The organism is Streptomyces apricus, assembly GCF_008369065.1.
GTDB lineage: Bacteria > Actinomycetota > Actinomycetes > Streptomycetales > Streptomycetaceae > Streptomyces > Streptomyces apricus.
The window spans coordinates 119,488-141,311 of record NZ_VDFC01000083.1; the positions used below are offsets into that span (position 1 = coordinate 119,488).

Consider the following 21,824-nt stretch of genomic DNA (forward strand, 5'->3'; position numbering starts at 1 on the left):
GGTCCCGTTCTTCCGCCGGGGCATCTCGGACGGCGTGAGGGCGAGCAGTGGAGGCCAGGACTCCCGACTGCGCCCAGGGAAGGGCGGGTTCAGGGCTCCAGGTGGTCGYGGCACTCCAGGCGCAGTTCGGCGTCGCCGAAGGCGTTGTCGACGAACGCGCAGTGATGCGGTTTGTCGCTGCCCGGGTGGACCCGGGGCCGGAAGTGGGAGCACGTCAGGCACATACGGGTGACCGGCACGGCGCGCTGGTCCTGCAGTGACCTGATCATGCCGCTCACACCGCGGAGCATGGCCGCGAGGTCCTCCTGTCCGAGCGTCGACATGGCTTCGCCGAATTCCGCGGGCAGCCGCGCGAGGCGCTCGGCCTCCGCCGCGCCCGCCTGCGTGAGGGTCAGGGACACGGCCCGCGCGTCGGACACGTCGCGCTGCCGCTCGACGAGCGCCTTGGTGGTCAGGGTCTTGACCGCGTCGCTGATCGTCGGAGGGGTCGACGCGAGCAGGGCGACCAGGTCGCCGAGCCGGCGGGGCCGCTGATTCCGGGCCAGCAGCACGATGATGTCCGCCTGCAGCGGGGAGAGGCGGTGGGGGCCCGGGTTGCGATAGCTGCTGATGCGCAGCGCCTGCCCGAGGCGCGTGATGCCCACCATCAGCTGCTCGTGGGGCGGTGGGCCCGGAACGTCTTGCATCACACTCCCCGGCGACGAGTTCGTACTTGCCATAGTAGGCACTGCCAAACTATGTTGGCAGTGCCAAACATCGTTGGCGAAGAACCCTTCAGGGAGGAACCACTCATGTCCCGCCTTTCCGTCGTCGACCCCGCGACCGCCGAGCCCACCGCCAAGTCGCTCCTGAACAAGGTCGAGCGCGCACTCGGCACGACGCCGAACATGATGCGCGCCATGGCCGCGTCGCCCGCCGTCCTCGACGCCTACCTCTCGCAGAGCGGCGCCCTCTCCAAAGGCGCCCTGCCCGGCGCCGTCCGCGAGCAGATCGCCCTCGTCGCCGCGGTGGAGAACTCCTGCGAGTACTGCTACGCCGCCCACCACGTCCTCGGTGAGCGCGCGGGCGTGACCGGCGACGACCTCAAGACCGCGGGACAGGGCCAGGCGGCCGACCACAGGACGCAGGCCGCCCTGAAGTTCGCCAAGTCCGTCATCGAGACGCGCGGCTTCGTCTCCGACCAGGACCTCGAAGAGGTCCGTGCCGCCGGTTACGGCGACGGCGAGATCGGCGAGATCGTCGCCAACGTCGCGCTGAACGTGTTCACCAACTACTTCAACTCCGTGGCCCGTACGGACATCGACTTCCCCGTCGTCGCCCTGCCCGCCCGGTAGTCCCGGTGGACGCGGCCGCCCCGGGGGTGCGTACCTGTCCCGCGCATCCCCGGGGCGAGCCGTCCGCGGTCGCCGGTGCTCCGGCGGCAGGCTCCGGCGGTCGGTCAGATGACGACGACGATCTTCCCCCGGACCCGTCCGCGCTCGGAGTGGGCATGGGCTTCCGTGATCTCCCCGAGGTCGAAGGACCGCTCCACGTACGGCGTGTAGCGGCCCCGGCGGCCGAGTTCGGCCGCCTGCTCCAGAAGCGCCGGGTCGTTCGCCGCGTGGGCCAGGTGGACGCCCAGGCGGTGGGCGTTCGCGTAGTCGGCGACGGTGGCCACGCGCAGGGGGTCGCCGGCGATCGCGACGAGGTCGGCGAGGGAACCGGAGGCCGCGGTGTCGAGCACGAGGTCGATCCCGCCCGGGGCCAGGCCGGCCAGGCGTTCCCCGAGTCCGGTGCCGTAGGTGGTGGGGACGGCGCCGAGCGAGGTGAGGAAGGGGTGATTGCGTTCGCTCGCCGTGCCGATCACGGTGGCCCCCTCGGCGAGGGCGATCTCGACCGCGGCGCTGCCCACGCCGCCGGCGGCGCCCTCGATCAGCAGGGTGCGCCCCTTGAGCGGGCCGAGGGCTTTGAGCCCGTTCAGCGCGGTGACGGATGCCAGTCCCGCGGCGGCGGCCTGCTCGTCGCTCCACGCCTCGGGCGCGGGCGCCCAGGCGGACAGCACGGCCAGTTCCGCGGTCGCGCCGGTGACGCCGCCCAGCCCGAAGACGCGGTCCCCGACGCGTACGCCCCGGACGTCGTCGCCCAGCTCGTCGACCACGCCCGCGGCGTCGCGGCCGGGGATCGCGGGCAGGTCCACGGGCAGCACCTCGTGGACGGCGCCGCTGCGCACCTTCCAGTCGACGGGGTTGACGCCGGCCGCCGCGACGCGGATCCGGATCTCGCCGGGGCCGGGGTGCGGCGCGGGCACCTCCTCCACGACGAGGGTGCCGGTGTCGCCGTACTCGTGAAAGCGCGCTGCACGCATGATGTCCTGCCTCGATCGGTCGAATGTCCCGGTGATCCGTTGCGTCCGCCAAGCTAGAACCTGACATCAATGTGAGGTGCAAGTGGAGCGGCGCCGAGGGGTGGAGGCGATCTCGGGCGGTGGGCATGCGTGCGGCCCACGGCCACGCGTCCTTCCTCCGCGATCCGGCGGGACACCGGTGACGGCCGGTGTGGCGTGAATCACGGAATGCCTCCTGAGTCACATACCCGGGGCTTTTCCGTACCCTCTCGTGACGCGTGATCCCCGGACTGCGAGGATGAGGACGCCATGACTGCTGGGTGGTGTTCTCGCGCGTTCAGGGCCGCCGTGTTCGCGGCCGTCTGCGTGCTGCTCGCCGCCCTGGGACACGTCCTGATGTCCGGTACCGCGGTGCCCTGGTGGTCCATGGCCGCCGCGACGGCGATCACCGGCGGCGCGGCCTGGCTGCTGGCCGGCCGGGAGCGCGGGCCGGTTCTGGTCGGCTCCGCCGTGGTCGCGGTGCAGGCGGCACTGCACTCGTCGTTCTCGCTCGCTCAGGTGGTCGCGCGACCGGCAGCCGCCGGCAGCGGGTCGCTCGGCCGGCGCTGGGCCGACGTACTGCTGTGCCGTGCGCACCCGGGTGCGGGTGCGGACCCGCAGCACACCGCCGTGCCGACGTCCACGGGCTCCACCGGGTCCATGCACCACCCCATGGAATCCATGCACTCCATGGGGGCGATGGACGCCATGGGGCCGATGGGTTCCATGGACCCCGCGGGGGCCGTGGACTCCCTGCACCACACCATGGGCGGCCTCTCCTCGACCGGCATGCTCGCCGCCCACCTGCTGGCCGCTCTGCTGTGCGGTCTGTGGCTCGCGCACGGCGAGCGGGCCGCCTTCCGCATCCTGCGGGCCCTCGCCGGCTGGGCCGTCGCKCCCCTGCGCCTCCTCCTGCTGCTGCCCGCACCGCCGCACCGGCCCCGCCTGCGGGTCCGCCGCGGCCACACGGGACACGTACTGCGGCAGCTCTTCCTGACCCGCGCGATCACTTCTCGGGGACCGCCCGAAGGGACCGCTGTCGCCTGACGACAGCCGGCTTCCCGGGGCGGTCGACGGAGTCGTCGACTCCCTTCCTCCACCCCGGGCCTCGGCCGCGTACCTCCGTACGCGCCCGTCATCCCTTCACCGGTCACACCGCGCCGCCCTGCCACTCCATGCGGGCGGGCGCGGCCGGCCGGTCTCCCTGGATTCCCGAGAAGGAGCAACACCAGGTGATCACTCCTGTCCTCCCCGCGGTGCGCGAAGAGACGAGAGACGACTCGATCACGTCCTGGGCGCTGGCCGCCCGCGGCGGTGACCCCGACGCCTTCGACCTGTTCGCCCGCGCCCTGCACGCGGACGTCCGCCGCTACGTACGGTTCCTCGGCGCCGACCCCCAGAGCGCCGAGGACCTGACCCAGGACACGTTCCTGCGTGCCCTCGGCAGCCTGCACCTGTTCGAGGGCCGTTCGTCGGCCCGGACCTGGCTGATGTCCATCGCGCGCCGCGCGGTGATCGACAGCATCCGTTACGCCACCTCCCGTCCGCGCCTGACGGACACGCACGACTGGCAGTCGGCCGCCGAGCGCTCGCAGCCGCGCGGCCTGCCGGGATTCGACGAAGGCATCGCCCTCGCCGACCTGCTGGACGCGCTCCCGGACGAGCGCCGCGAAGCCTTCGTGCTCACCCAACTGGTGGGGCTGCCCTACGCGGAGGCGGCCGACGTCAGCCACTGCCCCGTCGGGACGGTGCGCTCGCGGGTCGCGCGCGCCCGGAACTCGCTGATCGCAGCGCTGGACGACGCCGAGCGCTGCACACCGGCCGGCGCCGGCGCCCCCGCGGTGGCAGCAGCCTGACGGGTCGCCGGACGTACGCGGCTGCCGTCCGGTCCGTCACCGGGCGGCAGCCGTCCGCCGCACTTTGCGCACACCAGGAGGCCGCGTGCCCGCACCCCCGGGTCATGCGGCCTCACCAACGGAACAACCCGAACACCCGAAAAACCCGAAGGAGCCCTCGATGCATCGTCCGATCCCGCCACGCGGTCCGCGCCGTACCGGCGTCCTCGCCGCAGCCGTCCTCGCACTCGCACTCTCCGTCGCCACGGCCGGACCGGCCTCGGCCCATGCCGAGGTCGAGGCGAAGGGCGCCCGGGCGCTCGACCGGAACGTCGAACTGACCTTCTCCGCCGAGTCGGAGTCCGGCTCGGCCGGCATCACCCGGCTGGAGGTGGTGCTCCCCGAGGGGATCCGCCCGGGTGACATCACCTACGAAGAGGGCCCGGACGGCTGGAAGCTGGTCCCCGCCGATCAGGGGTACGCCGTCTCGGGACCCGAGCTGCCCGTCGGTGAGGACGCCGAATACGTCGTCACGGTGCGGCAGTTGCCGGATGCCGAGTCCCTGGTCTTCAAGACCTTGCAGTCCTACGGCGACGGTGAGGTCGACCGCTGGATCGAGCTGGAGGACACCGGCGGGGACGGTCACGGCCACGGGCACCCCGCGCCCCGGCTGGCCCTGAAGCCCGCGGCGCCCGGGGCGAAGCCGGTGAGCCCGGGTCCGGACCCGAGCCCTTCGGCCGATCCCGCCACCGACGCGCCGCCGTCCGGGAAGCAGGAGACGCGAGCGGCGGCGCAGCCCGCGGCGGACGGCGCGGAGAAGGACGACGGCACGTCCCTCGCGGTGCCGGTGGGTGCCGCGCTGGTCGTGCTCCTGCTCGGCGGCGGCGGGGCCTGGTGGCTCAGGCGGCGCCGCAACGGGTCTGCCTGAGCCGGGAGTTACGGGGCCGGCGCACCCGGTCGTGTGACGTACGTCATGACCGGGCGCCGGAACCCGGTGCAGTGCGCGGCCGACTCCTGGGGCTGTACGGCTGAGATCGCCGTATGCCGTATGCCGTACACCGCACGACGGCTCGATGCGACCAGGAAGGTCGGGCATGGCCGAGTCCCCACACACTGCCCCTCCCGCGGACGGGCTCGTCCGCAGATCGCTGCCTGCGCCCGCGCTCTGCGGGTTCCTCCTGCTGCTCGCCCTGGTGTTCTCGCTGTCCTACGCCGTCGGGTCGGTCTCCGGACCGGTGGCACCGGGCATGCACGGCACCGGCGGCACCGGGACGGGCGGCGGGCAGCAGGACGGCGGAAGCGGCGACGGCACGGACGACATGCCGGGGATGCACGGGAGCGGTGAATGACGAGGTCCGAACCGGCGACCGGACCGGCGATCAGGCTGGCGACCGGACCAGCGACCGGACCGGTGGTCACGGACCTCGCGGTCGGCGGGATGACCTGCGCGGCCTGTGTCCGGCGGGTGGAGAAGAAGCTCGCCAGGCTGGACGGCGTCACGGCGACGGTGAACCTGGCGACCGGGCTCGCCCGGGTCAGTCACCCGGCGGAGGTAGCCCCGCAGGACCTGGTCACGGCTGTCGAGCAGGCCGGCTACCAGGCGGCGCTGCCCGCGCCGCCCGTACCCGAGGACGACCGGACGGCGGACGACCGGACGGCGGACGACCGGACCGCGGCGGACGACCGGGACGGATCCCGCGCCGTCGCCCGGCAGGAGCGGGAACGGCTCCTCGTGACCGCGCTGCTGTCGGTACCGGTCCTGGTCCTGTCGATGGTGCCGGCCCTGCAGTTCCGCAACTGGCAGTGGCTGTGCTTCGCCCTGGCCGCCCCGGTGGCCGTGTGGAGCGCCCGGCCGTTCCACGAGCGGGCGCTGCGGAACCTGCGCCACTCCACGGCCACCATGGACACGCTCGTCTCGCTGGGCGTGCTCGCGTCCTTCCTCTGGTCGGCGTACGCCCTGTTCCTCGGCGGTGCGGGCGAACCCGGCATGCGGATGCCGTTCACCCTGTTGCCGTCCGCGCCGGACGGAACGGCGCACGTGTACCTGGAAGCCGCGGTGAGCGTGCCGCTGTTCGTGCTGACGGGCCGGTTCCTGGAGGCCCGCGCCCGGCGCGGCACCGGCGCCGCCCTGCGCTCGCTGGCGGAGCTGGCGGCCAAGGAGGTGTCGGTCCGCGACGAACGGGGCGAGCGGGCCGTTCCCATCGGGCACCTGGAAGTGGGGCAGGTCTTCCTCGTACGGCCGGGTGAGCGGGTCGCCACCGACGGGCGGGTGACGGAGGGGAGTTCCGCCGTGGACCTGTCCCTGGTCACCGGGGAGAGCGGACCCGTCGAGGTGGGCCCCGGCTCCGCCCTGGTCGGCGGCGCCGTGAACGCCGGCGGGCTGCTGCTGGTGCGGGCCACCGCCGTCGGCGCAGACACCCAGCTGGCGCGCATCACCCGGCTCGTCACGGACGCCCAGGCGGGGAAGGCGCGGGCGCAGCGGCTGGCCGACGCGGTGGCCGGGGTCTTCGTGCCCGTCGTCCTGGCCGTCGCGGTGACCGTCCTCGGGTTCTGGCTCGGCGCCGGAGCCGATCCGCAGTCCGCGCTCACGGCCTGTGTCGCCGTCCTGGTCGTGGCGTGCCCGTGCGCACTGGGGCTGGCCACCCCGACCGCGCTGATGGCGGCGACCGGACGCGGCGCGCAGCTCGGCGTACTGGTGAGCGGACCGCAGACCCTGGAGGCCCTGCGGCACGTGGACACCGTCGTGCTGGACAAGACCGGCACCCTGACCACCGGCCACATGAACGTGGCGCGGCTGACCACCCTGCCGGACGGCCCCGGACAGGAAGCGGTGCTGCGCCTGGCCGGGGCGGTGGAACAGGGCTCCGAACACCCGCTCGGACGCGCCGTCACGGCGTACGCGCGCCGCACACTGTCCGGGCAACCGCTGCCCGCAGTAAGGGACTTCACCGCCACCGCGGGCAGCGGGGTGAACGGGACCGTGGACGGCCGCACGGTCGAAGTGGGCTCGCCGGAGGGGGAGTTGCCGCCCGTCCTGGCCGAGGCGCTGACCGCGGCCGAGACCGAGGGGCACACCCCGGTCCTGGTGCGCGTGGACGGCCGGGCCGAGGCACTGATCGCCGTCGGAGACCTCGTACGGCCCGGCAGCTACCGCGCCGTGGACCGGCTGCGCCGGCTCGGCATCCGCCCCGTGCTCGCCACCGGTGACCGCCGGGCTCCTGCGCAGGCGGTGGCCGACGCCCTCGGCATCGAGGAGGTGCACGCCCGCTGCGCACCCGAGGACAAGGCCGCGCTGGTACGCCGGTTGCGGGAGGACGGACACCGGGTCGCGGTCGTCGGCGACGGGGTCAACGACGCCGCGGCGCTCGCCGGCGCCGATCTGGGCATCGCCATGGGGAGCGGCACGGACGTGGCCATCGGGGCCGCCGACCTGACCCTGGTGCGCGGCGACGTCGAAGCGCTCGCCGACGCCGTCCGGCTGGCCCGGCGCACCCTCGGGACGATCCGCACCAACCTGGTGTGGGCCTTCGGCTACAACGCGGTGACCGTGCCCCTCGCGATGGTCGGGCTGCTCAACCCCATGGTCGCCGCCGCGGCGATGTCCGCCAGCTCGGTGCTCGTGGTGTGCAACAGCCTCCGGCTGCGCGCCTGGCAGCCCTCTCCCGTACGAGGACGAGGACGGGGAAACGAACACAGACACGGACACGGATCGCGGTCCGGGAAGGCCGGTGCCCGATGAGCCGGATCCCCGGCGGCGTGACGTCCCTGATCGGCGACCGCGAACGATGGCGGGACACCGCGCTGGCCGCGCTCGTCCCCCTCGCCGCCTGCAGCGTGGCCCTGGCGGGCCTGACCACCTGGACCGGCGCCGGCAAGGCCGGCACCCCGGCGCGGGTGCGGGTCACGGACGGACGTGTCCTGCTGCCGTCCGCCGGGGTGCCGGAGACGGCGGCGTTCTTCCGCCTGGTCAACGAGGGCGGCTCGACCGACCGCCTGACCGGGGTCACCTCGCCCCGCGCCCCCGGCGGCATCACGCTCACCCGGCACCGGATGAACGAGAACAACGGGGCCTCCCGGTCCACGACCGACTCCGTCGCCGTTCCGGCGGGAGGCACGCTCGCCATGACACCGAGCGGCGTGGACCTCACGGTCCCCACCTCCCCGGGTTCCTCGGGCTCGGGCTCCCCGGGCTCCTCGGAGCGGTGGCGCGAGGGCGACCTCGTCCCCTTCACCTTCGAGTTCCGGCACACCGGCCCGGTCGAGGTGCTCGCCGTCGTACAGCGCCCCGGAACCGTCTCCTTCCCGTAGCGCCGCCCCTGCTGGAATCCCCTTTCGGCCGGAGACGTCGAGGGCGGAGGCGCCGGGAGCGGGGTCGCCGTGGGCGGAGGCGGTGCGAGGGCGCGGCAGTACGGGCGGTACACCGTCACCGCGGGTCTGGGTCCGTTCACCGTCCGGGAACCGGTCGAGGTCGTCGCCGTCGTGGAGACGCGGGACCGGTGCGGCTTCGCCTACGGCACCCGCCACGGCCACCCCGTCAGCGGCGAAGAGGCCTTCGTCGTCCACCGCGACGACCGGGGCACCGTCCGCCTCACCCTCAGGTCCCTGACCCGTGCCGCCCCCGCGGGCCCCTGGCGGCTGCTGTTCCCGCTGCTCCTGCCGGCCCAGTGGTACACCCGCCGGCGCTACCTGCGCGCGCTCGCCTGAAACACCGGACGGCCGCACCCGCCGGGAGGCCGGCTACCGGTCGCCCCGCAGGTACCGCGTCACCATGGCCACCAGCTCGTCCTCGAAGGTCTCGATCGGAATGGCCCGCGGGTCCGCCATCACCTTGTGCGTGTTCGTCTCCACCGTGAAGACGATCAGCTCGGCCGCCATGCCGAGGTCCCCCACGTGCACGTCCGGGTGCCGGGCGAGGAGATCGCGCACCTGGCCGACGCGCTTCTTCCCGTGGCGCTCGATCGTGTCGAGCAGCTCCTGCGAGAGCGACGCCTCCTCCAGCATGATCCGCAGCAGCTGCGGATCGTCGCGGTGGTTGTCCACCGCGTCGCGGACCAGGGCCCGCACCGTCGTCTCCAGGCTCCCGGGGGTCAGCTCCAGCTCGTCGGCCTCCGTCCACATGCCGCGGTCGATGTGCCGCACCATCAGCTCCGCCAGGATCGCCTCCTTGTTCGGGAAGTACTGGTACAGCGAACCGATGGAGACGTGGGCGTGGTCGGCGATGCGGTTGGTGGTGCCGGCGGCGTAGCCGTACTCGGTGAAAACGTGAGCAGCGGCGGTGAGGATGCGCTCGCGGGTGAGCTCGGCACGGACCTGACGGGGCTTGCGACGTGCCGGGATACGACGGTCGGCCGACGGCATCCGGAGACCTCCTGGGTGCGGCAAAAGCGAGTAGTCAAAGAGCTGAGTTATTGCTCACAATACTGTCATGACCTGCGAAAACAAGTCCACGTCCGCAGTGGGTGGGGCGCCGTGATCCCGAAGGTGCACCTGCCGGAATTACGCAGGATGATCACGCTGGAGGTGCGCCGCCGTGACGTCCTCACGCCGGGCTGCGCGAGCGTCACCCTCGGCGGGCCGGCCGTGCGGGACCTCGTGGTCACCGGCAACGACCAGGCGGTCCGTCTCTTCTTCCCCCGCGAGGGACAGGGCGCCCTGCGGATGCCCACCGTCTCGAACGAGGCCTGGATCGCCCAGCTCCTGCTCGTGCCGAAATCGGTCCGGCCCTGGGTCCGCAACCTGACGATCAGGCGCGCACGTCCCGCGGACGACGAGATCGACATCGAGTTCGCCCTGCACGGCGACTCGCCCATGTCGTCCTGGGTGCGCCGGGTCCGGCCCGGTGACCCGGCCGGGATCTTCGACACCGGCAGCACCTACCGGCTGCCCGAGCACGCGGAGGGGCGACTGCTGGTCGGCGACGAGAGCGCGCTGCCCGCCGTCCTGTCGATCCTCGACAGCACACCGGCCCCGCTGCCCACGGAGGTCTACCTGGAGGTGGCGGCGAAGGCCGACATCCGCGCCGTGGAGCCACCCCTGGGGACCCGCATCCACTGGTTCAGCCGCGACGACGCGGACCTGCGGCCCGGCGCCCTGGTCCTTGCGGCCCTGCGCGACGGTTCCCTGCCGCCCGGCCGCTCCTACGCCTGGGTCGCGGGCGAGTCCCGGCTGGCCACCGCGGTGCGGCGGCACCTGGTCGACGACCGCGGCGTACCCAGGCGCGACGTCTCGTTCTCCGGCTACTGGCGCCTGGGCCGCTCCACCCCGGGCTGAAAGGACATCCCATGCAGCAGCGAGTACACGAGGCAGGCACCCCGCGACGTCTGACGACGGCGGACCAGGTGGAGGACATCATCGGCCGTCCGGCGTCGGTGGTCCTGCTCAAGCAGATCAGCGCCCTCGACGACGGCTGCCGGACCGTCCTCGCCCACTGTCCGGTCGCGGCTTTCGGCCACCGGGACGCCGACGGCACCAGCAGGACGACGTTCATCGGCGGCGCACCGGGGTTCGTACGCGTCCACTCGCCCACCCGCATCTCGTTCACCCTGCCCGAGGGCGACGACCCGCACGGACCGGTCTCGTTCTTCTTCCTGCTGCCGGGCGTCGGGGAGATCCTGCGCGTCAACGGCTCGGTGGCCGGACGCAGGGGCACGACGCTGACCGTCGGCGTCGAGGAGGCGTACGTGCACTGCGCGCAGGCCGTCCTGCGGTCCGGGCTGTGGCGCCCGCCGGCCCAGGCCGGACCCGCCTCGGCCGGACTCGCCTCGACCGAACCCGTCCAGGCCGGGCCTGTCCCGGAGGACGGGCCGCTGGGGCTGCCGGGTGTCGCGGACTTCCTGGCCGCGTCGCCGTTCCTGGCCCTGTCCACCTGGGACCCGTCCGGCGGCAGCGACACGAGTCCGCGCGGGGACCGGCGGACGGTGGCGCGCATCCTGGACGGCCGCACGCTCGTCGTCCCGGACCGGAAGGGCAACAAGCGCGCCGACACGCTGCACAACCTGCTGCGGGACGACCGGCTGTCCTTCGCCGCGCTCGTACCGGGACGCGACACCGTTCTGCAGGTCCGCGGCCGGGGCACGATCACCGACGATCCCGCACTGCTGGAGCCGATGGCCCTGCGCGGGATGCCCCCGCAGCTGGCCCTGCTCATCGACGTCGAACACGCCGAGCTGACCGGCAGCGAGGCCCTGACACGCGCACGGCTGTGGGCCCCGGGCGCGGACCTCGGCCGGGGGTCCGTGCCGGACATGATGGCGATGGCGGGCGAACACCTCGCCGCCGGTTCGGCCGCGTCCGGCGGCGGACCGCCCGCGTTCCTCCTGAGGGCCGTCGGCGCGATCCCGGGGATGACCCGGCTGCTGCGCCTGGCGGTGGACCGCGCCTACCGCTCCGGGCTGCGGAAGGAGGGGTACGAGGACCTCGGGCCCGGTGAGGGAGAGAAGTCCGGTGGGAGCGGGAAGTCCGGTGGGGGCAGGAGGCCTGGTGGGAGCGGGCGGCGCCGTGGGCTCCTGCGCCGGCGCCCTTCCGTGGACGGCATCGGTGTCGGTACGGGGCGGGCGGGGAGCGCGCTGCGGGAGGTCCGCGTCGTCGAGGTGCGCAGGGAGACGCCGAGCGCGGTCACCCTCGTACTGGAGGACAGTGGTGCGGACCCGCGGCCGTTCGACTTCCACCCCGGCCAGTTCTTCACACTCGTCGCCGACGTCGACGGCCGCCCGGTGCGACGGGCCTACTCGGCCTCGTCGGTGCCCGGCTCGTCCCGGCTGGAGGTGACCGTCAAGCGGGTGGAGGGCGGCCGGTTCTCCACCCACGCGCACCGCGGCCTGCGCGCGGGGAACCGTCTCGCGGTGCGCGGCCCGTCGGGGTCCTTCCACACCGGGCCCCGGCCGCCGGACGAGATGGTGCTGGTCGCGGCGGGCAGCGGGGTGACGCCGCTGATGAGCATGATCCGTACGTGTCTCGCCGCGTCCCCGGCAAAGGGCGGCGGGCGGATCGCGCTGCTCTGCAGCAACCGCACCGAGGACGAGATCCTCTTCGCCGGGGAGCTTGCCCGGCTGGTGCGGGACCATCCCGGCAGGCTCTCGGTCACCCACGTCCTGACCGGCCGGGACGGACGGCTCGACGCGGACGGCGTACGCCGCTGGGTCACCGCCCTGTCACCGTCCCGCGACGCCCACTACTACCTCTGCGGTCCCGAACCGCTGATGGACGCCGTCCGGGGCGTGCTGCCCGGGCTGGGGATCCCGGAGGAGCTGGTGCACCACGAGCGCTACACCAGCGCCGCGGATACCGGGACCGTGGCCGGCACAGGGACTGTGGGGGACATCGGGACAGCGGTGGCGGTGCCCTGGGAGATGACCGTCGAGGACGCCGGCCGCCCCGTCGGCAAGGTGGTGGTCGAGCCCGGCCGGACACTGCTCGACGCGGGCCTCGCCGCAGGGCTGCCGATGCCCCACTCCTGCACGGTCGGCACCTGCGGCGACTGCATGGTGCGGCTGCGCGGCGGAGAGGTGACGCAGAACGAGCCCAACTGCCTCACACCGCAGCAGCGCGCCGACGGCTACGTACTCACGTGCGTGGGCTGTCCGCTGTCGGAGGTCACCCTCGACATCGAGGACCCGTGACCGGACCGGGAGCCGGGACCTACAGGTGGGGCGCGATAGCCGGAAGTAGGTCCTGGAAGGTGCGGCCGGTGGCGGGTTCGCCGATGGCCTTCATCTGCCAGCCGGCGCTCGTGCGCTGGACCTTGGCCATGATCTGGGCGGTGTGCTTGCCGCCGCCGGTCAGGGTGTAGCGGGCCAGTTCGGTCCCCGTGGTCTCGTCCACCAGCCGGCAGAACGCGTTCTGCACCTCGGCGAAGGTCTGGCCGGTGAAGGAGTTGACGGTGAACACGATCTGGTCGACCTGGGCGGGGACGCGGGCCAGGTCGACCAGGACGGACTCGTCGTCGCCCCCGGCGCCCGCCCCACCGGTGAGGTTGTCGCCGGTGTGCCGGACGGAACCGTCGTCGCTGGTCAGGTGCTGGAAGAAGACGACGTCGACCGGCTGCCCGGCCGCGAAGAGCACCGCCGAGGCATCGAGGTCGATCTCCCCGCCCCCGGTGAGCTTGGCGAGGAAGCCCTTGCGGGGCGCGGCCTGCCAGCCGAGGCCCATCCGGACCGAGCTCAGGGCGCTGCCGTCGGCCTTGCTGAGACTGACCTGCTGGCCCTTGGTCATGTTCACCGACATGGGTGCTTCTCCTCGGATTCGATTCGGGTTCGATTCGGGTTCGACCTGCTGGGGAAAGGGGGGAGGGGCGCCTTCGGAGCTCTCAGTCCGAGGCCGGCGGGAGTGCCGGAGGCAGCAGCGCCGCGGCGGTCCGTCGGCGGACCTCCAGGGCGACCGCCGCACCCAGGACCGCGACGAGTGCGAGGACCCAGCCGGCGGACATGAGGGAGCCCGGCAGGGTGCCCGCGAGGCCGGCGCCGCGCAGCAGGTACCCCAGCACCAGCAGGGGGACGGCGGACGACGCGGCCACCGCGGTCGTCAGCACCAGCAGCGCCGCCGCCGGACCGGCCGCGCCGGGTCTTCGCGGTACGGGTTCCCCGGCGGGCGCGTGCGGTACGGCTGCGAAGTCGGCCCGGTCCTCGGGGCGCTGACCGGAGAGGTCGGCCACATGGTCTCCTGACGCGTGGGAGCGGTCGGCCGGGGCAGGGAGGGCGCCGGGCCGCCCCCGGTGATCGGGCCCGGGGGCGGGCGCCCGTGTCAGACGTTGACGCCGAAGTCGGCCGCGATGCCGGCCAGACCGGACGCGTACCCCTGCCCCACCGCGCGGAACTTCCACTCGGCGCCGTGCCGGTACAGCTCGCCGAAGACCATGGCCGTCTCGGTGGCGGCGTCCTCGGACAGGTCGTAGCGCGCGATCTCGGCGCCGCCGGCCTGGTTCACGACGCGGATGAAGGCGCCCTGGACCTGCCCGAAGCTCTGCCCGCGGTTCGCGGCGTCGTGGATGGAGACCGGGAACACGATCTTCGCGACCTCGGCGGGTACGGCGGCGAGGTTTACCTTGACCGACTCGTCGTCGCCCTCGCCCTCACCGGTGAGGTTGTCGCCGGTGTGCTCGACCGAGCCGTCCGGGCTCTTGAGGTTGTTGTAGAAGACGAAGTGCTGGTCCGACAGCACCTTGCCGGAGGCGTCGAGCAGCAGCGCGGAGGCGTCGAGGTCGTAGTCGGCACCGGTGGTGGTGCGTACGTCCCAGCCGAGGCCGACCAGGACGGCGGTCAGGCCCGGTGCCTCCTTGCTGAGCGAGACGTTGCCGCCCTTGGCCAGGGAAACTCCCATTGCGAACTCCTTCTCGACGCGTCGGGTGCGGGCCCGGCGGGGCCCCGATCTGAAATCTACAGCACTGTAGAGACTGCGGCGGTGTCCCGGTCCGCCGCCCGGTCCGCCGTCCCGGTCCACGTCCCGGTCCACTGTCTCTCGTCGTGCCGGKCCCGCGGGCGGGCATGGACGAACCCGTCCGCGCGGACCGGCACTGCCCTGCGCGGACGTCGTGGTCGCACATACGGCGTCGATCGTCGTGGTCGCACATACGGCGTCGATCGTCGTGGTCGCACATGCGGCGTCGATCGTCGTGGTCGCACATGCGGCGTCGATCGTCGTGGTCGCACATACGGCGTCGATCGTCGTGGTCGCACATGCGGCGTCGATCGTCGTGGTCGCGCGTGCGGCGTCGATCGTCGTGGTTGCACGTGCGGCGTCGATACGATGGTCCGGCCGGGATGTGGAGCCGGCGGAGAAGGGAGACACGGCGTGACGGACCAGCGGCAGCGTCCCCCGCGGCGGGGACAGGGCGAGCTGGAGGCGCAGATCCTGTCGGCCCTGCGGGCGGCGGAGGGTCCCGCGACCGCGGGCTGGGTGCAGGAGCGGCTCGGCGGCGACCTCGCGTACACGACGGTCATCACGATCCTGACCCGGCTGCTGGCGAAGGGCGCGGTGACCCGCGAGCGCGTCGGCCGCTCCTTCGCCTGGACCTCGGCGTCGGACGAGGCGGGCCTGGCCGCGCACCGGATGCGCAGGGTGCTCGACGCGGAGAGCGACCGCGAGGCCGTGCTCGCCAGCTTCGTGACCTCGCTCGCGCCGGACGACGAACGCCTGCTGCGCGAACTGCTGGGCAGGGCGAAGGCCGAAGGAGAAGACTGAGACCACATGGGGGTGTTCGTCTTCCTGCCCTTGGTCCTGCCGCTGACGGCCTGGCCGATCGCACGCCTGGCCGAGCAGCGGCAGGACCCGCGGGCCGCCACCCGGCTGCTGACGGGCCTCGCCGTGGTGATGGCGGTGTGCAGCACCGTGTGCCTGGGGCTGCTCGTGGTCGTCGGCACGGCGCAGCTGCCCGGCAACCCGCTGCCCGACGCGTGGTCGGACCCCGAGGTGCGCGAGGCCGTGCCGTACGACGAGTTCGCGGGCAAGCTCGCGATACCGGCCCTGCTCGCGGTCCTGCTCGCCTGCGGCCGCACCCTGTGGCGGCACCGGCAGGKGCGCCGCGGCGCCCACCGGGCCCTCGTCGACCTGCCCCCGACCGAGGTGGCCGTGCTGCCCGACGCGGCACCCTACGCCTACGCCCTGCCGGGCGGGCGGCGGGGCCGGGTCGTGGTGACCACCGCCCTGCTCTCCTGCCTCGAACCGGCCGAACGGCGCGCCCTCTTCGCGCACGAGCGTGCCCACCTCGCCGCCCGGCACCACCGCTTCCTGCTCGCCGCCCAGCTCGCCGCGCGCGCCAACCCGTTCCTGCGCCCGCTGCGCACCGCGGTGTCCTTCACGGCGGAGCGCTGGGCCGACGAGGAAGCTGCGCAAGTGGTGGGCAGCCGCACGGTCGTGGCGCGCGCCATCGGCAAGGCGGCACTGGTCTCCCGCGGCACCCCCGAACCCACGCTGGCGGGCCTCGCCGCGCCCGGCCCGGTGCCGCGCCGGGTGGCCGCCCTGCTCGGCCCCGCGCCGGTGCTGCGCGGCTGGCCCCCGGKGTTCACCTCGGTCGGCCTCGCCGCCTGGGGCGCGGCGGCCGGGACCGCGGTGTCCGCCCTGTCGTCCGCGAACTCGGCCGTGACGATGGTGCYCATCCTGCACGCGGCGACGCCCTGGTGAGAGCGGATCCCCGGGCACGGCACCCGGGCACGGCACCCAGGGGTGGGGGCGATGGAGCGGTCCCTCCCTCCAGTCATACTTCTACACGATTGTAGAGTTTCACTGTTCGGTATAAGGGCGCACCGAGCGGACAAGAGGCACGGACCGGCCGCTCGTGGCCGGGCGGGAGAGAGGGGCGCCTGTGGGCGGCAGGGGACAGCGACGGCACACGCGGGCCGGAGGCGGGCCGACGGGGCGCGTGCGGCTGACGCGGCGGGGGCGGATCCTCGTGTGGACGGTGGGGGCCCTCGCGGTGCTCGTCCTCGGCGTGGCCGGGGTCGGAGCCTGGGTGTACCAGGACCTCGACGACAACATCAGCGCCGCCGACATCGACGACAAACTCGGCGGGGACCGCCCCGCCAACCTCAGCCCGGGCTCGAAGAACATCCTGGTCGTCGGCTCCGACAGCCGGGCGGGCGGCAACGCGAAGTACGGCAAGGGCCTGACCACCATGCAGTCGGACACCCTGATGGTGATGCACGTTCCGGCGAACCGGAAGTGGGCGACCGTGGTGTCCTTCCCGCGCGACTCCTGGGTGCGCATATCCGCGTGCGACAAGGGCGACCGCAGCACCTCGGCGCCCCACCACGCCAAGATCAACGAGGCGTTCGCGATCGGCGGCACCAGCGGGAAGGTGGACGGCGCCGCCGCCTGCACGATCAGGACGGTCGAGGCCAACACCGGCCTGCGGATCGACCACTTCATGTCCGTCGACTTCCAGGGCTTCAAGGGCATGGTCAACGCCCTGGGCGGCATAGAGGTCTGCCCCGAGCAGGCCATCCACGACGAGAAGGCACACCTGGACCTGGAGGCCGGCTGCCAGACCGTCAAGGACGAGGACGCGCTCGGGTACGTACGCGCCCGCTACAGCGTCGGCGACGGCTCCGACCTCGGGCGCATCGGCCGCCAGCAGGAGTTCATGCAGGCGCTGGCCGACAAGGCGCAGTCCAAGCTGACCAGCCCCAACGCGCTCTACGGCTTCCTCCAGTCGGCCACCAAGTCCCTCACCACGGACGAGGACCTGGCCGGCATCAAACCGCTGTACGGCCTCGCCTCCGAGGTGAAGGGCATCCCCAGCGACAGGTTGACGTTCCTCACCGTGCCCAACTACCCGCGCGAGGCGGACGTGGCCACCGACAAGGCCAACGTCGTGTGGCAGTACCCGCAGGCCGGCACCCTGTTCGCCTCCCTCGCCCAGGACAAGGAGGTCGACAAGAAGGAACTGCAGGCCGCCGCCGAGGACCCGGTCTACGCGTCGAGCGTGCGCGTCCAGGTGCTCAACGGCACCGGCGTCCCCGGGCGCGCCGCCGCCGTCGCCACGAAACTGCGCGAGGCCGGATTCACCGTCGTCGGCACGGGCAACGCCGCGCGGACGACCCGCACCACCACCGCCAGCTACCCGCAGGGGATGGGCGCACAGGCGAAGGTGCTGGCCTCACGGCTGTCCGAGGCCCGGGCCACCCAGGAGGCGGACGCCACCGGGGGAGTGGTCACCCTCGCCGTGGGCACCGACCTCGACCCCGACGACATCCTGTGACGCCGGGCGCCCGCGGGAGATGACGGACCGGGCCGCACCCGGAAGACGACGGGCCGGGCCGCGCCCAGGAGACGACGGGCCGGGCGCGCCCAGGAAGGGCGGCCCGGCCGCGGTGCCGTGCTCCGGTCAGTCCTCTTCCCCGGCTTCCCCGGCGTCGTCCTCGTCGCCCTCGAAGAAGTCGCCCACCTCGTCCACGACTTCGGCCGCGACCATGCCGCCGACGACACCGACCGCGAGCCCGGCCGCGCCCGCGGCGACGACCGTGCCCATGCCCGGTCCGGAACGGTGACCGTCCTGGTGACCGCCGTGGTGGTGGTCCCCGTCGTGCCCGTGCCGGCCGTCACCGTGCCCGTACGCGTGCCCGTACGCGGACGGCGAGCCGTAGGACGCACGGTGCTCGACCAACTGCCGCATCCAGCCGTCGACCAGGGCGTTCCAGTCCTGGTGCTCCACCCCGTCGTGGGAGACGGTGAAGCGGGTGAGCGCGTCGTGCCCGGCGGAGAGGAACCCGCCGCGCTTGTCCGCCTCCAGGACGACCTCCATGCCGCCGGGCGTGGCGAGGAAGGTCACCTCGATCTCGTTGACGGCATGGGCGTACTGGGGCGACGGGGTGAGCTCCAGCTCCTGGTAGAACGGGAGTTGCTGCCCCGTGCCACCGATGCGGCCGTACTCCAGGTCGGCGGACCGGAAGCCGAACCCGAGCTGCCCGAAGGCTTCGAGGATCGCCTCCTGCACGGGCAGGGGCCGCACCGCGAACTGGTCGAGGTCGCCCTTGTCCTTGGCGCCCGCCACCGCCAGTTCGGTGCGCACCCCGAGGACGATGCCGAGCGGCTGCCCGTACAGCTCGGTGACCGGGGTCTCCCACGGCAGGGCCACGCCGAACGGGACCGTGCGCTCCTCGCCCGCGGCGAGACGGAAGCCGCCGCCGACGGTGAACCGCTCGAAGACGACCGTGCCCTCGCTCTCCCCGTCCTCGTGCTCGGCCTCGACCCGCGCCAGCAGCTCCAGGGTGAGGTGCTCGATCTCGAAGTCGGCGTCGCCGCCCCGCAGATGCACCTGCCCCGACAGGGAGGCGCCGGGCAGGGCCGCTCCCGGGTCGAGGACCGTGTCCACGGTGGGACCGCCCACACCCAAAGATCCGAGAAGCCGTTTGAACACCATCGCGGCGTCCACTCCTTCATGTACGTGTGTCACTCGTGACGAACGGCGAGGACGGACGCGAGGACGTCCGGGAACAAGCCGGAGAGCACTCGCGTTCTTCCTCTACAAGCGAGTAGAAGCATAGGGTTGCGAAGGGCTGCCCAGCGCTTTTCCGGGAAGCCGCACCGAGGAAAGTCCGAAAAGCACTGCCCGACCCTCCGAGCCGACCCCCCGACCAGAGAAGGAGCCACGTCCCGCAATGGGTGAGCCTCCCCGCAGTCATGTCGTGATCCGCCCGCCGTATGCGCGTACGGGAGTGGGGGTGGCGCGGTGACCGAGGTCCTGCTGCTCCTGCTGGCCCTGTCGCTCACGTTGGCGTGTGCGGTGTTCGTGGCGGCCGAGTTCTCGCTGACGACGGTCGAGCGGGGTGATCTGGAGCGGGCGGCCGAGGCGGGTGAGCGGGGTGCGGAGGGTGCGCTGAGGGCGGTCCGCAGGCTGACGTTCCAGTTGTCCGGCGCCCAGCTGGGCATCACGGTCACTTCCCTGGTGATCGGCATGCTGGCCGAGCCGTCGCTGGCGGTGCTGTTGAAGGGGCCGCTGGAGGCGGTCGGCCTGGGCGGCGCCGCCTCGTCGGTGGCCACGCTCCTGGGTGTGGTGCTCTCCACCGTGATGCTGATGGTGGTGGGTGAGCTGGTGCCGAAGAACTGGGCGATCTCGCGGCCGTTGGCGGTGGCGAAGGTGGTGGCGGGGCCGCAGCGCGTCTTCACGGCGGCCTTCGGTCCGTTCATCCGGCATCTGAACAACACCGCGAACCGGTTCGTGCGCCGCTTCGGCCTGGAACCGGCCGAGGAGCTGGCCTCCGTGCGCGGCCCCGAGGAGCTGGTCGCGCTGGCCCAGCACTCCGCCGCGGAGGGGGCGTTGGAGGCGGATTCGGCCGAGCTGTTCGTGCGGACCCTGCATCTGGGGGAGTTGACGGCGCAGAGTGTGATGACGCCGCGGGTGGATGTGCGGGCGCTGGAGGCGCATGCCACGGCCACCGACGCCGCCAACCTCACCTATGCGACCGGCCTGTCGCGCTTCCCGGTGTACCGCGACAGCCTGGACGAGGTGATCGGCACGGTCCACATCCGGGACGTGCTGGCGCTGGAGCCGGGCAAGCGGGCGGTGACGGCGGTGACGGAGCTGGCCACGGCACCGCTGTTGGTGCCGGACAGTCTGCCCGCCGACCGGCTGCTGGAGCGGATGCGTACGGCGCGCACGATGGCGGTGGTCATCGACGACCCTGGGAGGTGGGGCTGAGCCCCGGTTCCCTAGGGGCGCGGGGAACTGCGCGATCGGCCACGAACCACCCGCACCCGGCACTCAACCCAAGGCCGTTCAGGAGCCCGGGCCCGGAGGGGGGCCGGGCTCCGACTTCCGCTCCGCCTTCAGGATCCGCGCAGCCCGCCCCGCGGACCGCGCCAGCTCCGGCCCCTTCTTCACGGCCAGCACCACGATGACGACGACCAGGACGACGCCGAGTTCGCTCAGCCCGAACATACGGTTCCCCCCTCCCGCGGCCGGCCGTCAGACACCGACGCCGAAGTCGGACGCGATCCCCGCCAGACCGGACGCGTACCCCTGCCCCACCGCACGGAACTTCCACTCGTCCCCGTGCCGGTACAGCTCCCCGAACACCATCGCCGTCTCGGTGGCGGCGTCCTCGGACAGGTCGTACCGCGCGATCTCGGCACCGCCGGCCTGGTTCACGACCCGGATGAACGCCCCCCGCACCTGCCCGAAGCTCTGCCCGCGGCTCTCGGCGTCGTGGATGGAGACCGGGAACACGATCTTCGCGACCTCGGCGGGCACGGCGGCCAGGTCGACCTTGACCGACTCGTCGTCGCCCTCGCCCTCACCGGTGAGGTTGTCGCCGGTGTGCTCGACCGAGCCGTCCGGGCTCTTGAGGTTGTTGTAGAAGACGAAGTGCTGGTCGGACAGCACCTTGCCCGACGCGTCGACGAGCAGCGCCGAGGCGTCGAGGTCGTAGTCGGTGCCCGTCGTCGTCCGCACGTCCCAGCCGAGGCCGACCAGTACGGCGGTCAGGCCCGGCGCCTCCTTGCTGAGCGAGACATTGCCGCCTTTGGACAGGGAAACTCCCACGCCGATCTCCTTGCTTGGTGAGGCCGTTGGTGCGGACACGTGCCGTGGAAAAAATCTACAGCACTGTAGAAAATAGGGAAGGGGGACGAAACGGCGCTCAGACGGGCCCGGGGCCGGTGCCGGACGCCGACCGGTCGTGCCCGTACGCCGCGTCCGGCCCGTACGACTCCCGGTGCTCGACCAGCTCCCGGACCCATCCGCCGACCACGGTGGTCCAGTCCTGGTGCGCGACCGACCCGTGGGAGTGGGGCACCGTGAACCGGATGAGCGTGTCGTCGTCCGGCGAGAGGCGCCCGCCGCGCTTGTCCGCCTCCAGGACCACCTCCATGGCGGCCGGGGCGGCGAGGAAGGTCAGCTCGATCTCGCGCACCGCGTGGGCGTACGCGGCCGACGGGGTGAGCTCCAGCTCCTGGCGGAAGGGGAGCTGCTGGCCGGTGCCACCGATCCGGCCCGGCTCCAGGTCGGCGGACCGGAAGCCGAAGCCGAGCTGCCCGAAGGCCTCCAGGATCGCCTCCTGTACGGGCCGGGGCGTCACGTCCAGCCGGTCCAGACCGCCCCCGTCACCGGCGCCCGCCACCGGCAGCTCCGTACGCAGCCCGAGGGAGACGCCCACCTCCCGCCCGTACACCGCGGTGACCGGGGTCTCCCACGGGAG

24 protein-coding genes and 1 pseudogene are annotated in these 21,824 nt (G+C 73.0%); 15 read left to right on the top strand and 10 right to left on the bottom strand.

Annotated features, from left to right (window positions below; all coding sequences use genetic code 11):
* Positions 1–89: 89 nt before the first annotated feature.
* A complete protein-coding gene (locus tag FGF04_RS36275; RefSeq protein ID WP_188114372.1) occupies positions 90–686 on the bottom strand; it encodes a MarR family winged helix-turn-helix transcriptional regulator in 597 nt (198 codons plus the stop codon).
* 105 nt (positions 687–791) lie between these two features.
* Here FGF04_RS36275 and FGF04_RS36280 point away from each other — a divergent pair, with 105 nt between their 5' ends.
* Positions 792–1,334, top strand: coding sequence for a carboxymuconolactone decarboxylase family protein (locus FGF04_RS36280; RefSeq protein WP_149515643.1), 543 nt, complete (start codon positions 792–794; stop codon positions 1,332–1,334).
* Positions 1,335–1,438: 104 nt separating this feature from the next.
* Here the strand turns inward: FGF04_RS36280 and FGF04_RS36285 are convergent, their stop codons facing one another.
* Complete coding sequence (locus FGF04_RS36285; RefSeq protein WP_149515644.1) at positions 1,439–2,344, bottom strand: NADP-dependent oxidoreductase; 906 nt, start codon at positions 2,342–2,344, stop codon at positions 1,439–1,441.
* Positions 2,345–2,632: 288 nt separating this feature from the next.
* Between FGF04_RS36285 and FGF04_RS36290 the strand changes: the two genes are divergently transcribed.
* The 7 genes from FGF04_RS36290 to FGF04_RS36320 all read left to right on the top strand — a co-directional run bounded on the left by FGF04_RS36290 (position 2,633) and on the right by FGF04_RS36320 (position 8,901).
* The gene (locus tag FGF04_RS36290) at positions 2,633–3,409 is read left to right on the top strand and encodes a hypothetical protein (protein ID WP_149515645.1); all 777 of its coding nucleotides are present in this window, start codon (positions 2,633–2,635) and stop codon (positions 3,407–3,409) included.
* A 185-nt stretch (positions 3,410–3,594) separates the two neighbouring features.
* Positions 3,595–4,218: a sigma-70 family RNA polymerase sigma factor gene (locus tag FGF04_RS36295; RefSeq protein ID WP_235882675.1), complete on the top strand. Its 624-nt coding sequence runs from the start codon at positions 3,595–3,597 to the stop codon at positions 4,216–4,218.
* A 160-nt stretch (positions 4,219–4,378) separates the two neighbouring features.
* Entirely contained in the window at positions 4,379–5,125 is a 747-nt protein-coding gene (locus tag FGF04_RS36300; protein ID WP_149515647.1) for a DUF1775 domain-containing protein, read from the top strand.
* Between the two features lie 166 nt (positions 5,126–5,291).
* Positions 5,292–5,546: a hypothetical protein gene (locus FGF04_RS36305; RefSeq protein WP_149515648.1), complete on the top strand. Its 255-nt coding sequence runs from the start codon at positions 5,292–5,294 to the stop codon at positions 5,544–5,546.
* A gap of 89 nt (positions 5,547–5,635) precedes the next feature.
* Positions 5,636–7,936 carry a heavy metal translocating P-type ATPase gene (locus FGF04_RS36310; protein WP_235882677.1) on the top strand — a complete coding sequence of 767 codons (2,301 nt, stop codon included), beginning with the start codon at positions 5,636–5,638 and terminating at the stop codon, positions 7,934–7,936.
* Positions 7,933–8,505: a copper chaperone PCu(A)C gene (locus FGF04_RS36315; RefSeq protein WP_149515650.1), complete on the top strand. Its 573-nt coding sequence runs from the start codon at positions 7,933–7,935 to the stop codon at positions 8,503–8,505. Before FGF04_RS36310 ends, FGF04_RS36315 begins: the two co-directional genes overlap by 4 nt.
* Before the next feature lie 69 nt (positions 8,506–8,574).
* Entirely contained in the window at positions 8,575–8,901 is a 327-nt protein-coding gene (locus FGF04_RS36320) for a DUF1990 family protein (RefSeq protein ID WP_149515651.1), read from the top strand.
* A 33-nt stretch (positions 8,902–8,934) separates the two neighbouring features.
* On the opposite strand, the gene FGF04_RS36325 is transcribed toward FGF04_RS36320, so the two are convergent.
* Positions 8,935–9,555 carry a TetR/AcrR family transcriptional regulator gene (locus FGF04_RS36325; RefSeq protein ID WP_149515652.1) on the bottom strand — a complete coding sequence of 207 codons (621 nt, stop codon included), beginning with the start codon at positions 9,553–9,555 and terminating at the stop codon, positions 8,935–8,937.
* Positions 9,556–9,702: 147 nt separating this feature from the next.
* Between FGF04_RS36325 and FGF04_RS36330 the strand changes: the two genes are divergently transcribed.
* Together FGF04_RS36330 and FGF04_RS36335 are read left to right on the top strand one after the other, a co-directional pair.
* A complete protein-coding gene (locus FGF04_RS36330; RefSeq protein WP_149515677.1) occupies positions 9,703–10,467 on the top strand; it encodes a siderophore-interacting protein in 765 nt (254 codons plus the stop codon).
* Positions 10,468–10,478: 11 nt separating this feature from the next.
* Positions 10,479–12,815: a 2Fe-2S iron-sulfur cluster-binding protein gene (locus tag FGF04_RS36335; protein WP_149515653.1), complete on the top strand. Its 2,337-nt coding sequence runs from the start codon at positions 10,479–10,481 to the stop codon at positions 12,813–12,815.
* A 19-nt stretch (positions 12,816–12,834) separates the two neighbouring features.
* On the opposite strand, the gene FGF04_RS36340 is transcribed toward FGF04_RS36335, so the two are convergent.
* From FGF04_RS36340 to FGF04_RS36350, 3 genes are all read right to left on the bottom strand, one after another.
* On the bottom strand, positions 12,835–13,419 hold the full coding sequence (locus FGF04_RS36340; RefSeq protein WP_149515654.1) for a TerD family protein: 585 nt from the start codon (positions 13,417–13,419) through the stop codon (positions 12,835–12,837).
* An 82-nt stretch (positions 13,420–13,501) separates the two neighbouring features.
* Positions 13,502–13,846 (bottom strand): hypothetical protein, encoded by a 345-nt coding sequence (locus tag FGF04_RS36345; RefSeq protein WP_149515655.1) that lies wholly within the window; start codon positions 13,844–13,846, stop codon positions 13,502–13,504.
* 89 nt (positions 13,847–13,935) lie between these two features.
* Positions 13,936–14,511: a TerD family protein gene (locus FGF04_RS36350; protein ID WP_149515656.1), complete on the bottom strand. Its 576-nt coding sequence runs from the start codon at positions 14,509–14,511 to the stop codon at positions 13,936–13,938.
* Positions 14,512–14,722: 211 nt separating this feature from the next.
* On the opposite strand from FGF04_RS36350, the gene FGF04_RS36355 reads away from it, so the two are divergent.
* The 4 genes from FGF04_RS36355 (at position 14,723) to FGF04_RS36370 (ending at position 17,887) form a co-directional block, all read left to right on the top strand.
* Complete coding sequence (locus tag FGF04_RS36355; protein WP_149515657.1) at positions 14,723–14,986, top strand: hypothetical protein; 264 nt, start codon at positions 14,723–14,725, stop codon at positions 14,984–14,986.
* Complete coding sequence (locus FGF04_RS36360) at positions 14,983–15,372, top strand: BlaI/MecI/CopY family transcriptional regulator (protein ID WP_188114373.1); 390 nt, start codon at positions 14,983–14,985, stop codon at positions 15,370–15,372. The genes FGF04_RS36355 and FGF04_RS36360 overlap by 4 nt, the downstream gene beginning before the upstream one ends.
* A 6-nt stretch (positions 15,373–15,378) precedes the next feature.
* Entirely contained in the window at positions 15,379–16,311 is a 933-nt protein-coding gene (locus FGF04_RS36365; protein WP_149515659.1) for a M56 family metallopeptidase, read from the top strand.
* Positions 16,312–16,492: 181 nt separating this feature from the next.
* Positions 16,493–17,887, top strand: a complete 1,395-nt coding sequence (locus tag FGF04_RS36370) for an LCP family protein (RefSeq protein WP_456340037.1) — start codon at positions 16,493–16,495, stop codon at positions 17,885–17,887.
* Between the two features lie 126 nt (positions 17,888–18,013).
* Here FGF04_RS36370 and FGF04_RS36375 read toward each other — a convergent pair whose 3' ends face one another.
* Entirely contained in the window at positions 18,014–19,048 is a 1,035-nt protein-coding gene (locus tag FGF04_RS36375) for a sporulation protein (RefSeq protein ID WP_149515660.1), read from the bottom strand.
* A 309-nt stretch (positions 19,049–19,357) separates the two neighbouring features.
* Here FGF04_RS36375 and FGF04_RS36380 point away from each other — a divergent pair.
* Positions 19,358–20,314, top strand: a pseudogene (locus FGF04_RS36380) (hemolysin family protein); the annotation flags it as partial.
* 90 nt (positions 20,315–20,404) lie between these two features.
* Here FGF04_RS36380 and FGF04_RS36385 read toward each other — a convergent pair.
* The 3 genes from FGF04_RS36385 to FGF04_RS36395 form a co-directional block, all read right to left on the bottom strand.
* Positions 20,405–20,566, bottom strand: coding sequence for a twin-arginine translocase TatA/TatE family subunit (locus FGF04_RS36385; protein ID WP_149515661.1), 162 nt, complete (start codon positions 20,564–20,566; stop codon positions 20,405–20,407).
* A 27-nt stretch (positions 20,567–20,593) separates the two neighbouring features.
* Positions 20,594–21,169 (bottom strand): TerD family protein, encoded by a 576-nt coding sequence (locus tag FGF04_RS36390; RefSeq protein ID WP_149515662.1) that lies wholly within the window; start codon positions 21,167–21,169, stop codon positions 20,594–20,596.
* A gap of 97 nt (positions 21,170–21,266) precedes the next feature.
* Positions 21,267–21,824 (bottom strand): sporulation protein (locus tag FGF04_RS36395; protein ID WP_188114375.1); only part of this gene is annotated, 558 nt, incomplete at its 5' end.

Excerpts from the sequence above, each read along its gene's own strand:
- FGF04_RS36310 (WP_235882677.1), top strand. The coding sequence starts at position 5,636 with ATGACCTGCGCGGCCTGTGTCCGGCGGGTGGAGAAGAAGCTCGCCAGG.
- FGF04_RS36315 (WP_149515650.1), top strand. The coding sequence starts at position 7,933 with ATGAGCCGGATCCCCGGCGGCGTGACGTCCCTGATCGGCGACCGCGAA.
- FGF04_RS36305 (WP_149515648.1), top strand. The coding sequence starts at position 5,292 with ATGGCCGAGTCCCCACACACTGCCCCTCCCGCGGACGGGCTCGTCCGC.
- FGF04_RS36285 (WP_149515644.1), bottom strand. The coding sequence starts at position 2,344 with ATGCGTGCAGCGCGCTTTCACGAGTACGGCGACACCGGCACCCTCGTC.
- FGF04_RS36325 (WP_149515652.1), bottom strand. The coding sequence starts at position 9,555 with ATGCCGTCGGCCGACCGTCGTATCCCGGCACGTCGCAAGCCCCGTCAG.
- FGF04_RS36330 (WP_149515677.1), top strand. The coding sequence starts at position 9,703 with ATGATCACGCTGGAGGTGCGCCGCCGTGACGTCCTCACGCCGGGCTGC.
- FGF04_RS36300 (WP_149515647.1), top strand. The coding sequence starts at position 4,379 with ATGCATCGTCCGATCCCGCCACGCGGTCCGCGCCGTACCGGCGTCCTC.
- FGF04_RS36350 (WP_149515656.1), bottom strand. The coding sequence starts at position 14,511 with ATGGGAGTTTCCCTGGCCAAGGGCGGCAACGTCTCGCTCAGCAAGGAG.
- FGF04_RS36335 (WP_149515653.1), top strand. The coding sequence starts at position 10,479 with ATGCAGCAGCGAGTACACGAGGCAGGCACCCCGCGACGTCTGACGACG.
- FGF04_RS36385 (WP_149515661.1), bottom strand. The coding sequence starts at position 20,566 with ATGTTCGGGCTGAGCGAACTCGGCGTCGTCCTGGTCGTCGTCATCGTG.
- FGF04_RS36280 (WP_149515643.1), top strand. The coding sequence starts at position 792 with ATGTCCCGCCTTTCCGTCGTCGACCCCGCGACCGCCGAGCCCACCGCC.
- FGF04_RS36375 (WP_149515660.1), bottom strand. The coding sequence starts at position 19,048 with ATGGTGTTCAAACGGCTTCTCGGATCTTTGGGTGTGGGCGGTCCCACC.
- FGF04_RS36340 (WP_149515654.1), bottom strand. The coding sequence starts at position 13,419 with ATGTCGGTGAACATGACCAAGGGCCAGCAGGTCAGTCTCAGCAAGGCC.